At 76.4% G+C, this 13,653-nt stretch carries 12 protein-coding genes; 7 read left to right on the top strand and 5 right to left on the bottom strand.

Annotation, left to right across the window (positions count from 1 at the left end; translation table 11 throughout):
• Positions 1–69: 69 nt before the first annotated feature.
• Complete coding sequence (locus ABZ914_RS32695; RefSeq protein ID WP_500197966.1) at positions 70–798, bottom strand: class I SAM-dependent methyltransferase; 729 nt, start codon at positions 796–798, stop codon at positions 70–72.
• A gap of 300 nt (positions 799–1,098) precedes the next feature.
• Here ABZ914_RS32695 and ABZ914_RS32690 point away from each other — a divergent pair, with 300 nt between their 5' ends.
• From ABZ914_RS32690 to ABZ914_RS32680, 3 genes are all read left to right on the top strand, one after another.
• Positions 1,099–1,290 carry a ferredoxin gene (locus ABZ914_RS32690; RefSeq protein WP_151598811.1) on the top strand — a complete coding sequence of 64 codons (192 nt, stop codon included), beginning with the start codon at positions 1,099–1,101 and terminating at the stop codon, positions 1,288–1,290.
• A gap of 139 nt (positions 1,291–1,429) precedes the next feature.
• The gene (locus ABZ914_RS32685; protein WP_500197961.1) at positions 1,430–3,319 is read left to right on the top strand and encodes a DUF8508 domain-containing protein; all 1,890 of its coding nucleotides are present in this window, start codon (positions 1,430–1,432) and stop codon (positions 3,317–3,319) included.
• A gap of 251 nt (positions 3,320–3,570) precedes the next feature.
• Positions 3,571–3,759, top strand: a complete 189-nt coding sequence (locus ABZ914_RS32680) for a hypothetical protein (RefSeq protein WP_208269419.1) — start codon at positions 3,571–3,573, stop codon at positions 3,757–3,759.
• A gap of 205 nt (positions 3,760–3,964) precedes the next feature.
• On the opposite strand, the gene ABZ914_RS32675 is transcribed toward ABZ914_RS32680, so the two are convergent.
• Both ABZ914_RS32675 and ABZ914_RS32670 read right to left on the bottom strand, forming a co-directional pair.
• Positions 3,965–6,739 (bottom strand): sialidase family protein, encoded by a 2,775-nt coding sequence (locus ABZ914_RS32675; RefSeq protein WP_500197959.1) that lies wholly within the window; start codon positions 6,737–6,739, stop codon positions 3,965–3,967.
• 112 nt (positions 6,740–6,851) lie between these two features.
• Positions 6,852–7,412 carry a DUF1707 SHOCT-like domain-containing protein gene (locus ABZ914_RS32670; RefSeq protein WP_500197958.1) on the bottom strand — a complete coding sequence of 187 codons (561 nt, stop codon included), beginning with the start codon at positions 7,410–7,412 and terminating at the stop codon, positions 6,852–6,854.
• A gap of 204 nt (positions 7,413–7,616) precedes the next feature.
• On the opposite strand from ABZ914_RS32670, the gene ABZ914_RS32665 reads away from it, so the two are divergent.
• Both ABZ914_RS32665 and ABZ914_RS32660 read left to right on the top strand, forming a co-directional pair.
• Complete coding sequence (locus tag ABZ914_RS32665) at positions 7,617–8,201, top strand: Uma2 family endonuclease (RefSeq protein ID WP_190852472.1); 585 nt, start codon at positions 7,617–7,619, stop codon at positions 8,199–8,201.
• Between the two features lie 180 nt (positions 8,202–8,381).
• Positions 8,382–9,314 carry an NADP-dependent oxidoreductase gene (locus ABZ914_RS32660; protein WP_500197963.1) on the top strand — a complete coding sequence of 311 codons (933 nt, stop codon included), beginning with the start codon at positions 8,382–8,384 and terminating at the stop codon, positions 9,312–9,314.
• Between the two features lie 48 nt (positions 9,315–9,362).
• On the opposite strand, the gene ABZ914_RS32655 is transcribed toward ABZ914_RS32660, so the two are convergent.
• Positions 9,363–11,246 carry a GTP-binding protein gene (locus ABZ914_RS32655; RefSeq protein ID WP_500197955.1) on the bottom strand — a complete coding sequence of 628 codons (1,884 nt, stop codon included), beginning with the start codon at positions 11,244–11,246 and terminating at the stop codon, positions 9,363–9,365.
• A gap of 159 nt (positions 11,247–11,405) precedes the next feature.
• Here ABZ914_RS32655 and ABZ914_RS32650 point away from each other — a divergent pair, with 159 nt between their 5' ends.
• Positions 11,406–12,113 (top strand): cupin domain-containing protein, encoded by a 708-nt coding sequence (locus ABZ914_RS32650; protein WP_500197954.1) that lies wholly within the window; start codon positions 11,406–11,408, stop codon positions 12,111–12,113.
• A gap of 60 nt (positions 12,114–12,173) precedes the next feature.
• Here the strand turns inward: ABZ914_RS32650 and ABZ914_RS32645 are convergent, their stop codons facing one another.
• On the bottom strand, positions 12,174–12,668 hold the full coding sequence (locus ABZ914_RS32645) for a MarR family winged helix-turn-helix transcriptional regulator (RefSeq protein WP_190852476.1): 495 nt from the start codon (positions 12,666–12,668) through the stop codon (positions 12,174–12,176).
• A gap of 81 nt (positions 12,669–12,749) precedes the next feature.
• On the opposite strand from ABZ914_RS32645, the gene ABZ914_RS32640 reads away from it, so the two are divergent.
• On the top strand, positions 12,750–13,604 hold the full coding sequence (locus tag ABZ914_RS32640; RefSeq protein ID WP_500197952.1) for an LLM class F420-dependent oxidoreductase: 855 nt from the start codon (positions 12,750–12,752) through the stop codon (positions 13,602–13,604).
• The last annotated feature ends 49 nt before the right edge of the window (positions 13,605–13,653 follow it).

Below are 13,653 nucleotides of genomic sequence, written 5' to 3'. Positions count from 1 at the left end.
GTTGGGGGCAGGCTCCGCCAGCCCCCCCCCCCGGGCGCGCCCCCCCCCCCCCCACGTCCGTTACGCGGCTTATGAGGCGTCTGTGGCCCCGGCGGTATCTGCGGCCTCGGGGGCGTCCGCGGCCCCGGTGGCGGCGCCGGGCCGGGGCGCGGCGGCCGGGTCCGCGCCGGAGACGCGCTCCAGGACGCGGAGGGAGCCCTGCACGCGGCGCTCCTCGAACGCGCCGCTCGCCAGGGCCCGCAGGTAGACGTGGTAGGGGGCCTGCCCGCCGTCCTTCGGGTCGGGGAAGACGTCGTGGATCACCAGCGCGCCGCCGACCGCGACGTGCGGCGCCCAGCCCTCGTAGTCGCCCTGCGCGTGCTCCTCGGCGTGGCCCCCGTCGATGAACAGCAGCGCGAGCGGGGTGCGCCAGAACGCCGAGACCGTCCGGGACTGCCCGACGACGGCGACGACCTGGTCCTCCAGGCCCGCCGCGCCGACCGTCCTGCGGAACGTGGGCAGCGTGTCCATCCGGCCGGTGCTGGGGTCGACCAGGGACGGGTCGTGGTGCTCCCAGCCCGCCTGGTTCTCCTCGGAGCCGTGGTGGTGGTCGACGGTGACCACGACCGTGCCGGCGTGCCGGGCGGCGGCGCCGAGGTAGATCGCCGACTTGCCGCAGTAGCTGCCGACCTCCAGCAGCGGCCCCGCGTCGGCGAGCCGGGCCCCGTACTCCAGGGCCGTCTCATAGAGGACGCGGCCCTCGTCGTCCGGCATGAAGCCCTTGGCGCAGCGGGCGGCGCGCAGCAGGTGCGCCGGCATCGCGGGAGGGCCGTCCGGGCGGTCCGCGGCCGAGGTCGTCCCCGGGACGGTGGACGCCTCGCGCAAATCAGACGGGGTTTCGGTCATCCGCGCACCTTATCCGACACCGAATGAGACTCGGGTCTCGCCCCGGTGTTGCCGCACCATACTGGAACGTGTTCTACTTTTCCGGGCGGGCGGCCGGTGCCAGAACCCGGTTCGGTAGGTTGGGCGCCGAGCACCGGGCCGGCGGGGCCGCGCCGCCGCGCGGACCTCCCCGGGACCGCACCCGCCCATCCGGGAACGCGAACGGAGAAGCCGATGAGAGTACGAGTCGACCCGCTGGTGTGCGAGGCCAACGGCGTCTGCGTCGGGCTCGCCCCCGAGGTCTTCGACCTCAACGACGACGACGAGCTGGAGATCCTCAAGCCGGACGTCCCGGCCGAGGAGGCCGACCGCGTCCGGCACGCGGTGCGCTCCTGCCCGAAGGCCGCGCTGACGCTCGAGGAGTAGCCGCACCGGCGGCCCGGCCGCGCCCGCCGCCGCGCCCGCGGCGGCAGGGGCGGGACCGCACCGGCGGTTCGTCAGCGGTCCCGTTCCCGTGCCATCCTGCTTCGTGCCCTTCGGACGACTAGACGATCGTGGAGTACGGGTGGCGTACGCAGCTGCAGCGGGCCCTCTCCGGACGGCCCGGACGCTCGCGTCCGTGCTGGCGGCGGCGCTGGCCGTCCCCCTCGTGCTGCCGCCGGCCGCGCACGCCGCCGCGCCGCTCACCGGCCGCCGCATCCACGACGTTCAGGGCGCCGCGCACGTCTCGCCGCTGAACGGCGCCGCCGTCGCGGGCGTCCCCGGCGTCGTCACCGCCGTGACCGGCAACGGCTTCTGGATGCAGGACCCGCGCCCCGACCGGAACCCCGCGACGTCCGAGGGCGTCTTCGTCTTCACCCGCACCCGGCCGTCCGCCGTCCCCGGCGACGCGGTCCGGGTGAACGGCAGGGTCCGCGAGTACCGGCCGGGCGGCGGGTCCGCCGGGCTGACCCGCACCGAGATCGACGCGACCGCGACCAGCGTGGCCGCGCACGGCGTCGCGCTGCCCGCGCCCGTCGTCATCGGGCCGGGCGGGCGCCGCCCCCCGGCCGCCGTCATCTCGGCCCGGCGCGGGGACGTCCAGAAGGGCGGCGCGCTCGACCCGAAGCGCGGCGGGCTCGACTTCTACGAGTCGCTGGAGGGGATGCGCGTCCGGATCAGCGACGCCGTCGCGGTCGGGCCGTCCAGCGACGGCCAGGTCCCCGTGCTGCCCGCCAACGGCGCCGGCGCCGGGACCCGCACCAAGCGCGGCGGCATCCTGCTGCGCGACGGCGACGCCAACCCCGAGCGGATCCTCCTGGACGACGCGCTCGCCCCGCTGCCCGCGATGAACGTCGGCGACCGGCTGCCCGGCGCCCACGACGGCGTGCTCGACTACTCCTACGGCGACTTCACGCTGCTGCTCACCGCCGCCCCGCGGCGCGCCGACGGCGGCCTGCCGCAGGAGGCCGCGTCCCCGCAGCGGTCCGGCGAGCTCGCCGTCGGCACCGCCGGGCTGGCCGACCTCGGGCCCGACAGCCCCCCGCAGCGCTTCCGCGACCTCGCCGGCGACATCGTCCGCGGGCTGGACTCCCCCGACCTCGTCGCGGTCAGCGGGCTGCAGGACAACAGCGGCCCGCACGACGACGGCACCGTCGCCGCCGACCAGACCGTCGCGCAGCTGATCACCGCGATCAGCGAGGCGGGCGGCCCCGCCTACGACTGGCGCTCGGTGAACCCGCGCGACCGCGCCGACGGCGGCGAGAAGGGCGGCAACAGCCGGATCGGGTTCCTGTTCCGCACCGACCGCGGGCTGGCGTTCGTCGACCGGCCCGCCGCCGCCGACCCGCTGGGCGACACGCCGCCCGCCGCGCGGCCCGACCCGTCCGTCACCTCGGCGAGGGCGGTGCGGCGCGCGGACGGCACGGCGGCCCTGTCGCTGTCCCCCGGCCGGATCGCGCCCCGGGACACCGCCTGGAGCGGCGCGCGCAAGCCGCTGGCCGGGGAGGTCACCTGGCGGGGGCGGCGCATCATCGTCATCGCCGACGACTGGTACCCGCGCACCGGCGACGACCAGCCCCTCTTCGGCCGGTACCAGCCGCCGTCCAGCCCCACCGAGTGGCGCCGCGACGCGCAGGCCCGGGTGGTCGCCGGGTTCGTGAAGTCCGTGCGGGCGGCGGGCCGGAAGGCCGACGTGATCGTGACGGGCGGGCTGAACGACCGCGGGACGTCGCTGCCCGTCCAGGCGCTGACCAAGGGCGCGGGGCTCGCCGACCTGCCCGCCGCGCTGCCGGCCGGCGACCGGTACACCGCGGTGACCGGCGGGAACTCCGAGGACCTCGACCACATCCTGCTCAGCCCGTCGCTGGCCAAGAGCAGGCACCGGTTCGACGTGGTGCACCGCGCGTCGGAGTTCGCGGCGCGCGCCGGGGACCACGACCCGACCGTGGTGCGCATCACCCTGCCCGGGAAGTGACCGCGCCCAGGAAGTGACCGCGCCCAGGAAGTGACCCCGGCCCGAGAAGTGACCCCGGCCCGAGAAGTGACCCCGGCCCGAGAAGTGACCCCGGCCCGAGAAGTGACCCTGCCGGTGGGTGACCGCGGTCACCCATTTCCGGCGGTACCGAAAAGATCGTCAGTGTGCGATCCGGAAACCCGCCGGTGTTTTTCTCTCGGGGGGCGGGGCAGCGATCGATCGTCACACCCCCTCCGGGAGGAGACGTCCCCATGGCGTTCCGATATCGGTCGCACCACATCAGCCTGGTCGGCCTGATCTATCTCATCATCGGCGTGTTCATCGCCTGGGACCGCGGCTACATCGACGTCCCGCTGCTGCGCCAGGTCGGCAGCGCGCTGCTGGCCGTGTTCCTGTGGTTCCTCATCCTGCTGGGCGTGGACCTGCACATCCACGCCTGACCCGGGACCGGCACGGACCGCCCGCGCGTCCCCCCCGCCGTCGGGCGGCCCGTGCCCCACTCCGGCGACAGGTCTCCGTGCCGCCGGGGTCATAGACCTCAAATCACCCAAAGGGCTACGTTCCACCCATGACGAAAAAGGACTGCAGTTGCGGACATGGCGGCGGATGCTCGTGCCCGAAGGGCTGCTCCTGCGGCTGCAACGGCTAGGACTTCGCTCCCCGCACGGCACCGGCCGCCGGCACGGGCGCCCGCCACAGCAGCGGCGTCTCGGCGCCGTCGCGGACGCCGGTCCCGGTGGCCAGGACCGCGGCGCCCGCCGGCGTCATCGCGGTGAGGCGCCGCTCGGCGCGTCCGCCGAGCCCTCGCGCGGGCACCCGCGCCCACGCGCTCCCGTCCGGTGAACCGAACACGGCCGCGCCGCCCGGCGCGGTCGTGACCGCCGCCACGAAACCCTTCGGAGTCGCGGTCACCGCGGTCGCCTGCCGCGCGCCCGGCGGCGTGCGCCGCGCCCACGTCCTGCCCGCATCGGGCGACACCATCAGGCTCGCGCCCGCACCGGCCGCGACCAGCGCGTTCCCGCGCGCCGCGACCTGCGTGAGCGGCCCGCCGCCCGGCGGCACCGCGGCCGTCGGCGTCCACTTCGCGCCGTCCGGCGACGTCCAGACGGCCGGCTTCCCGCCGCGCCCGCCGACCGCCACGTAACCGGAACCGGTCGACGCGACGTCCACGAGGTTGCCGCCGGCCACCGCCGCGCGCCTCCACGTCCTGAGGTCCGGCGACCGCCACACGGCACCGCCGCCGACCGCCACGTACCCGGCGGAGCCTGACGCGACGGCGGCGAGCGGGCCCGCGGGCACCGTCGCGCGCGCCCAGACCGTCCCGTCCCGCGACGTCATCGCCAGCGCCCCCGGACGCGCGCCGTCCGCGCGGCCGACCGCGAGCCAGCCCTGCCCGCCGAACGCCACGTCCGACAGCCGCCCGGCGGCCGCCGGCACGCGGCCGCGCGTCCAGCCCCGGCCGTCCGGCGAACTCCAGACCGCCGCGCCGCCGTTCGTGCTGCCCACCGCGACCGCCCGGCCCGGCCCGGCGGCGAGGGACCGGATCGCCAGCTCGGTGTGCACCGCGCCGGGCACCGCCGCCAGGTTCGCGCCGGACAGGTACGCGTCGTCGCCCTGCCGTCCCGCGACCGTGACCGCGCCGCCGTCGGCGACCGCCAGGCCGCTGCTCCGCACCGGCTCCGCGACCGTCCCGGACGGCTGCCAGGTGCGCCCGTCGGCGCTGCGCAGCACGGTGCGCCGCCCCTTGGCGCCCTTCACCAGGACGCCGAAGCCCGCCGGGGACCCGCCGAACCGCTCGACGCCGCCGTACCCCGGCGCGGAGATCCGGCCCGCGGCCTGCCACCTCTGCCCGTCCGGCGAGGTGAACAGCACCCCGAACCGCGTCGTCCGCCGGTGCTTCTTACGGCCGGTCGTTTGCCGCCCCTCGCGCACGGTCGCGAACCCGCCCGGCCCCGCGACCAGGCCGATCGTCGCGCCCTGCGACCCCTGGGCCTGCGGGACGGCCACCGCCGTCCAGGTGCGGCCGCCGTCCGCGGACCGCCACAGGCCGTCGCCCCGCACCGTCCGCGTGACGGTCTTCCTGCCCTTCTTGCGCGTCACCTTCCGGCTGAACGTCCCGTGCGTCACCAGCACGCCGCCCGACGCGGCGACCCGGTCCAGCCCGGTGATCCCGGCCTGCAGCCCGTCGACGCGCTGCCACGCCCGGCCGTCGGCGGTGCTCCACACGACCGCCCGGCCGCCCGCCGAGCCCACAGCGACGAACCCGTGCGCGGTCGCGACCAGCGCGTTCACCTGGTCGCCCGGCTTGAACGCGGACGTGTCGAGGTGCCGCGTCCAGGTCATGCCGCCACTGCTCAGCCAGACGACCGTGCCCGCGGGCGACTGCCCGAGCGCCGCCCACTTCCCGGCCCCGGCCGCGACCAGCCGCGGGCGCTCCCCGGCGGGCGGCTCCGAGCCGTCCGCGCCGCGCACCTTCGCCGCCTTCCACGCGTGCCCGCCCTCCGCGGACACCAGGAACCGCGCGCGCTCCCGCCCCGGCGTGCCGTCGCCCTCCGTCCCGGCGGCGACGACCTTCCGCCCGGACGCGGTGACCACGGCGAGGTCCTGGACGAGGCCGTCCGTCGTGGCCGCCGGGTCGGTCCCGAACAGCGCGGCCGCCGGGACGGCGGCGGGCGGCCGCGGCTTCTTCGCACCGCCGCCGCCCTGGTCGAGCGCGAACATCGCGCCGCCCGCGACGACCACCAGGCCGGCGGCACCCGCGATGGCGACGCGCAGCCGCCGCGTCCCGCGGTTCGGCGCGGACTCCTCGGCCGTCGGCTGCGGCTCGGCGGTGCGCGCCGGGGGCTTGTCCTTGGGGTCGGATGCCTCAGCGGTGCCCGTCTTCACCGGCGCCGCGGCCGGGGCCGTGGCCGCCGCGACGACGGACCCGGCGTCACCGCCCTTCGCCGCTGCACCGGCGGACGCGGCCCTCGCGCCCTTCACCTTCGCGCTCTTTGTCTTCGTGCCCTTCGCCTTCGGGTCTCCGGCCTTCGCGGCCGGGGCCTTCGCGTCCTTGACCTTCGCAGGCTTGGCCTTCGCGGGCTCGGGCTTCGCGGGCTCGGGCTCCGGCTTCTCGGCGGGGCGGGCGGCGGGCGGGGCGTCCGCGCGGATGGCGTTGCGGCTCGCGGGCGCGGCGCGCTCCGGGGCGGCGGCGCGTTCCCGGGGCGGCGCCCCGTGCCCCCAGCGGATGCCGGCGGCGCGCCACGCCTCGTAGGCGCGCTGCCAGGGCGACAGGGCCGCCGGGAGGTCGGCGAGGTCGGCGGAGACACCGAACGTCAGCCGCCGCCGGACCGCGCGCGATCCGGCGGGCCGATCATCGGCAGGGGGCTCCGCACCGGCCGGGGACGGGGTGCCGTTCCGCTCCGGGGTCCTCGCCGTCACACATGCTCCTTCACACGGTCCTGGGGACCACTATGAAACCGCGCCGCGCCGGTGCATGTCGGGACAACGGCGCGAACGGCGGCCGATCGGGCCGCTGGAGCGTTCTATCACCTCAGGCCGGACGGATCCGATCTTTCGCCACGATCTCCCCCTTATAGGCGAATCCCTGGATGTGGACGACCGGCGCGTCGGGCCCCGGGGCACCGGACAGGTCGGCGGAGACCCCCATGCCGCCGCTCTCCACCCGGACGCCCGGCGGGACGATCACCTCGACCGTCGACTTGTAGGCGAGGACGCGGATCGTGGTGACGGGCCCGTCGAGCTCGGCGGCGCGCAGGTCGAGGAGGGAGTGACCCTTGTAGACGACGGTGGTGTACTTCTCGGGGAGGCGCCAGCGGCCGGTGCGGCGGACGGTGCTCTTGTAGGCCATCTGGAAGCGCCCGGCGGGGCCGCGCTCGGCGGGGGCGGGGCCGGCGGCGACCGGGGCGTCCGGCAGGTCGGAGGAGACCTCGGCCAGGTCGGCGTGGGTGCGGGCGGCGAGGGCGTGGTCGATGCGCTCGTCCAGCTCGGTCTCGGTGAGCCGGCCTTCGGCGTAGGCGGTGTGCAGCCGGACGAGGACCCGGTCGCGGTCGCCGTCCGAGGCGCGCAGGCCCTTTCGCTGCTCGACGGTCATCTCACATCTCCTTCGCGGCGGTCTCTCCCCGCAGCCTGGACCTTCCGGCGGGTGGAGGGTCAAGCGGAGTCGCGATGTATCTTAACCCGATCTCGCTCGGTTTGCGAGAGATTCGCCGGGATCGCCTCGCGATCATGGGGTGCCGGACTCGCGGGCGTCCGGCCGGTAGATTCGGATCAGCCCGTTGATTGAGGGGGGACGGTCATGGGCGGGACGGCGGGGCGTGCGCACGGCCCGTACACGCTGTACGACCTGGACGCGATGCCCGAGGAGGGCCGGCGCTACGAGCTCGCCGACGGCTGGCTGAACGAGCTGCCGGGCGACCTGTGGCACGACCACGCGGCCGACGCGCTGAAGGCGATCCTGAAGGACGCGGCGCGGCAGGCCGACGCGGACGTCCACGTCGCGGGCGCGCCGCAGGACGTCACGACCCCGGCCGGCGTCCGCAAGCCGGACGTGTTCGCCGTCGCCCGCGACGTGGCGCGCGCCGCGCTGGAGCGGCAGACCCGCACCTACTACGGCCCCGACCTGATGCTGGTCGCCGAGGTCGTGACGCCCCGCACGGTGAACGAGCAGATCGACCGCGTCCGCAAGGTCGAGGAGTACGCGGCGACCGGCATCCCGCACTACTGGATCATCGACCTGGAGCCCCGCCCGTCGATCACCCTCCTCGAACTCGCCGGCGGCCGCTACGAGGTCGCGGGCAAGGCCCGCTCCGGCGAGACGGTGACGCTGGACGCGCCGTTCCCCATCAGCTTCGACCCCGTCCGCCTCTCCGAGATGGACTGACGCCCCGGGCAGGGCCCAGGCCGGGGCGCCGCCAGGCCGGCACCCGGCCGTGCGCCGCCGGCCGGCGCGTTGGCCGGATCCTTTCAGTTGTTGGCGATCTCGCCACTTTTTGCCGCGGTGGCGGCCGGGCAGAGTGAGTGCGTCGCAACAGAGAAGAGGAGTAACGCCATGTCGGAGCGGATGCGGGCGATCAGGCAGGACGTGCTGGGCGGGCCCGAGGTGCTGCAGCTGGTCGAGGTCGAGCGGCCGGAGCCGGGGCCCACCGAGGTGCTGGTCCGGGTGCGGGCCGCCGGGGTGAACCCGACCGACTGGAAGCACCGGGCGATGAAGATCTTCCTGCCGGACCCGCCGTTCACGCTGGGCTGGGACGTGTCCGGCGTGGTGGAGAAGGTCGGGTTCGGGGTGACGATCCACAAGCCAGGCGACGAGGTGTTCGGCATGCTCCGCTACCCGGGCGGCGTCGGCTCGCACGCCGAGTACGTCGTGGCGCCGTCGCGGACGTTCGTGCGCAAGCCCGCGGAGATCGACCACGTGCAGGCGGGCGCGCTGCCGCTGGCCGCGTTGACGGCGTGGCAGGCGCTGGTGGACACGGCGGGCCTCCAGGAGGGGCAGCGCGTCCTCGTCCACGCGGCGGCGGGCGGGGTCGGGCATCTCGCGGTGCAGATCGCCAAGGCGAGGGGCGCGCACGTCATCGGGACGGCGAGCGCGCCGAAGCACGGGTTCCTGCGCGACCTCGGCCTGGACGAGCCGATCGACTACCAGAACGTCGACTTCGCCGAGGCCGCGCGGGACGTGGACGTGGTGCTCGACACGATCGGCGGCGACTACGCGCCGCGCTCGCTGCGCACCCTGCGGCCCGGCGGCGTGCTGGTGGCGATCGCCGGGCGCGCGCAGCCGGCCTCGATGGCGGAGCAGGCCGCCGAGCGCGGCGTCCGCTTCGAGACGTTGCTGGTCGAGCCGGACTTCCACGCCATGACGGAGATCGCCGAGCTGGCGGCGTCCGGGAAGCTGCGCGCCGAGATCGACACGGTGCTGCCGCTGGAGGACGCCGCGAAGGCGCACGAGCGGGGCGAGACGGGCCGGGTGTCGGGCAAGATCGTCCTCACGGTGTGATCGGACCGTGTTGTCGGGCCGGTGTGGTCGGGCCGGTGGTCCAGCCGGTCAGCGGCCGAGGTGGCGGAGGTAGGCGGCGCGGTCCAGGGGGTCGCCGCCGGTGCGCGGGCGCGAGGGCGGCGAGCCGGTGACCGGGCGCTCGCCGGACGGCTCGGACCACCAGGTGCCCTCGCCGCGGGTGAGCGCGGGCAGCGCCGCCTCCGCCTCCCGCGCGCGCCCTGCGGGGATCTCGCCCTTGATCGTCCAGCTGCCGGGGCCAGGGGCGGGCTCGACGGACGCGGCGCCGAGGGTGCCGAGCGCGGCGAGGACGGGGCTGAGCGCGTCGCCGGGCACCTCCGCCTCGAACGCGTGGCACGGCTCGTACACGCGGGTGCCCGCGCGCGCGAGCGCCGCCATGAGGATCAGCGGGGTCAGGCCGCGGAAGTCGGCGGCGGTGCTGACCGGACCCGCGAACCCCGACCGGGTCAGCACCACGGCGCAGTCGGTCACCGGCCAGCCGTGAAGGCCCTGCTCCAGGGTGCGGTGGACGGTCTCCTCGATCGCGCGGTCGAAGGCGTGCGGCAGCGCGCCCGGCTCGGTCTCGCGGCGGAACGCGTTGCCCGAGCCGCGCGGCGCGGGCTCGACGCGCAGCCCGACGCTCGCCCAGAAGTCGGGCACGCGGCGCCGCCAGTCCATCTCCTCGACGGCCTCGCCGGTGCCGGCCGGCCGCTCCGCGTAGACGGTGCGGCTCTCCTCGAAAACGGCCTCGACACCGGCCTCGGCGAGCAGCCGCGCCGCGATGACCTCCTTCTGCACCTCCCCGTAGAGCAGCACCGACGTCGCGCCGGACGGTGCAGGCCGCGCGCGGATCAGCGGGTCCTCGTCGGCGAGGTCGAGGAGCGCGGCGCGCAGCCGTCCCGCGTCGGCGGGGCGGCGGGCGCGGACGACCGTCTCCAGCGACGGGGGCGGGAACGGCGGCACGTCCCGGACGGGCGGGCCGATCCGGTCGCCGACGCGGGCCGCGGCGAGGCCCCGGACGGCGGCGATGTTCCCGGCGGTCAGGGGCTCGCCGGGGGCGCCCGCGACGTCCAGCCCGGTGATCCGGCCGCCGCGCCCGCCCTCGAACGCGACGGTCTGCCGCGGCCGCAGTTCGCCGGAGAACAGCCGCAGGTAGGCGAGGCGTTCGCCGGACGCGGTGCGCTCCACGGCGAACACGGTGCCGCGCGTCTCGCCGTCGCCGGGCCCGGCGGGAGGCAGCAGGGACGCGATGCCGCCGAGCAGGTCGCCGACGCCCGCGCCGGTCGTCGCCGAGCCGAAGTACAGCGGCTGGACGGTCCCGGCGGCGGTCTGCGCGCGCAGCGACGCCCGCACGGCGTCCGGCGGGGTGGCGCGGCCGTCCACGTAGTCGGCGAGCAGGGCGTCGTCGCCGTCCGCGAGGATCTCGGCCGACGGCGCGCAGGGCACGGCCCGCCCGTCCCGCACCCGGTTCAGCGGGACGGGCCGGACGCCCGGCCGGCGGCGGAGCGCGGCGAGCACCGCGTCCGGGTCGGCGCCGGTGCGGTCGATCTTGTTCACGAAGATCAGGGTGGGCAGCGCGAGCGCGCGCAGCGCCCGCAGCAGCACGCGGGTCCGCGCCTGCACGCCTTCGACGGCCGACAGCACCAGGACGGCGCCGTCGAGCACGCCGAGGGCCCGCTCGACCTCGGCGGCGAAGTCGGCGTGCCCGGGGGTGTCGATCAGGTTGACGCGCAGCGCGCCGAGCCGGAACGGCGCGACGGCCGACCGGATCGTGATGCCGCGGCCGCGTTCCAGCTCGCCGCGGTCGGTCTGGGTGTCGCCGGCGTCGACGCTGCCGAGCCGGGCGATCGCGCCGGTGTCGAACAGCAGCCGCTCGGTCAGGCTGGTCTTTCCCGCGTCGACGTGCGCGAGGATGCCGAGGTTGAGCGTGGGCATGGGCGGTGGAGTCCTCGAAAGCTCTCGTCCGGAATGGGCTGTGAGATTCCGAAGACCTGGCGCATCTCGCCTCCGCCGCTCGATGGATGTCGGGCGCCATGGTGCCACCGCGCCCCCCGACGCCCATACCGGTTTTCCGGCGGGCACTAGCCTGGGACGGTGCTGCTGCTGACGACGCTCGACGGCTGGCGGGACCAGCCCGGGCCCCGGTTCGTCCTGTCCGACGCGGGCGCCGTGTGGGCGCCCGACTCCGAGCCCGACCTGCTCGCGATCGCCGACGACGTGTACGGCGGCGGCGACGCCGGCCAGCTCGTCGCGGTGACGCTGGATCCGGAGCCGGGGCTGCGGCCGCCGCGCGGGGTGATCGACAAGTCGGCCGCGGCGGCGGTGCGGTACGTCCGGCGCGGGCCGGACGGGCGGCACGTCGCCCTGCTGGACCGGCCCGCCACCGCCGAGGCCCTCGACCTGCTCCCGCATCCCGAGGGCGGCTGGTACCGGGAGACATGGCGGTCGGACGTGTCGTTCGCCCCCGGCGGCTACCCGGGCGAGCGGGCGACCGCGACCGGCATCTACTTCCTGCTGCCGCCGGGCGAGGAGTCGATGTGGCACGCGGTGCGCTCCGCGGAGATGTGGCTGTGGCACCGCGGCGGCCCGCTGACGCTGCTGCTCGGCGGGTCGGGCGACGAGCCCGCCGCGGACCCCGAGGCCGTCACGCTGGGCGCCGACGTGGCGGGCGGCGAGGTGCCGCAGGCCGTCGTCCCGCCCGGCGTCTGGCAGGCGGCGCGCCCCGCCGGGGCGGACGAGGTGCTGGTCAGCTGCGTGGTCTCCCCCGGCTTCGACTTCGCCGACTTCCGCGCCCGCCCCTGACCGGACCAGCACCGACCGGACCAGCACTGACCGGACCAGCGCCGACCGCGCCCAGCGGGCCTAGCGGGCCGTCTTGCGGCGCGGCCGGACGGCCTGCTCGGTCCAGAACGGCTCCATCACCCGCTCGATCGCGCCGGCGACGGTGCGCAGCTCGTCCCGCGACAGCGGCCCGAACACCTCGGCGCCCACCTCGTCGGCCAGCGCACGCGCGCGCCGGTGCACCTCGCGCCCCTCGTCGGTGACGCGGACGGAGTGGCGGCGCCGGTCCTTCGGGTCGCGTGCGCGCTCGCAGAGCCCCCGCTCCTCCAGGTCGTCCACCAGCCCGACCATCAGCGTGGGGTCGAGCAGCAGGTAACCGGCCATCTCCTGCTGCGACAGCGTGCCGGACGAGCTCAGCATCGCCAGCACCAGGAAGTGCCGGACGCGGAGGCCGAGCGGTTCGAGGGCCTCCTCCAGCCGCTGCTCCATCCACCAGCCGCACTTGGACAGCTGGAAGCCGGTCACGGACGCGAGCCCGGCCGGCAGCCCGCCGCGCATGGGCCTCTCCTCCGCCATCCCGCAAGGCTATAGCAGTTCGAGGATCACGCCCATCGACCATCGCTTGACTGGATAATCGAAAAGTTCAACTATTGAGCCATGGCACTGACTCTCGGGCTCTACGGGCTCAACCTGCACGCCTGCGCCGACCCGCGCGGCTCCGCGCGGATCGCCGCGCTGGCCGAGGAGCTCGGATACGACTCGCTGTGGGCCGGGGACCATGTCGTCCTGCCGAGCCCGCGCACCGACCCGTCGCCGCTCGACCCGCGGGCGCCGTTCCTCGACGCGGTCGTCTCCCTCACCCACCTCGCCGCGGCCACGGAACGGATCGCGCTCGGCACGGGCGTCATCGTCCTGCCGCAGCGCAACCCGCTGATCCTGGCCAAGCAGCTGGCGAGCGTCGACGTGCTGAGCGGCGGGCGGCTGGTCTTCGGCCTGGCGGCCGGCTACCTGGAGCCCGAACTGCGGGCGCTGGGCGTCCCGCCCGGCGAGCGCGGGGCGCGCACCGACGAGCATCTCGCCGCGATGCGGTCGCTCTGGTACGACGACGCGCCCGCCTTCCACGGCCGGCACGCCGACTTCGCCGGCGTGGACGCGCACCCGCGCCCCGTGCAGCGCCCGGTGCCGGTGGTCATGGGCGGGCACGGCCCGGCGGCGCTCCGCCGCACCGCCCGCGAGGCCGACGGGTGGTACGGCTGGATGCTCGGCCGACGCGCCGCCGCCGACGCGGTCGCGCGGTTGCGGGAGGCGGCGCGGGAGGCGGGCCGCGAGAGGCCCCTGCACATCTCGGTGTCGCCGCCGCGCCCGCCGGACGCCGGGTCCGTCCGGGACTACGCGGAGGCGGGCGTCGACCGGCTGATCGTCGTCCCGCCCATGGGCGTCCCGCTCGGCGACCTCGAACGGTTCGTCCGGGCCCACGCGCCCGCCGAGGTCGGCGCCGAACCGGCCGGGTGAGGGGAGCGGCGGGGGGGGGCCCCCCCGGGGGGGCGCGGCGGGCGCGCCC

It is taken from the genome of Spirillospora sp. NPDC046719, assembly GCF_040645715.1.
Taxonomy (GTDB): Bacteria; Actinomycetota; Actinomycetes; order Streptosporangiales; family Streptosporangiaceae; genus Spirillospora.
The sequence above is the reverse complement of the archived record's forward strand: the minus strand, read 5'-3'. Positions and strand labels throughout refer to the sequence as shown.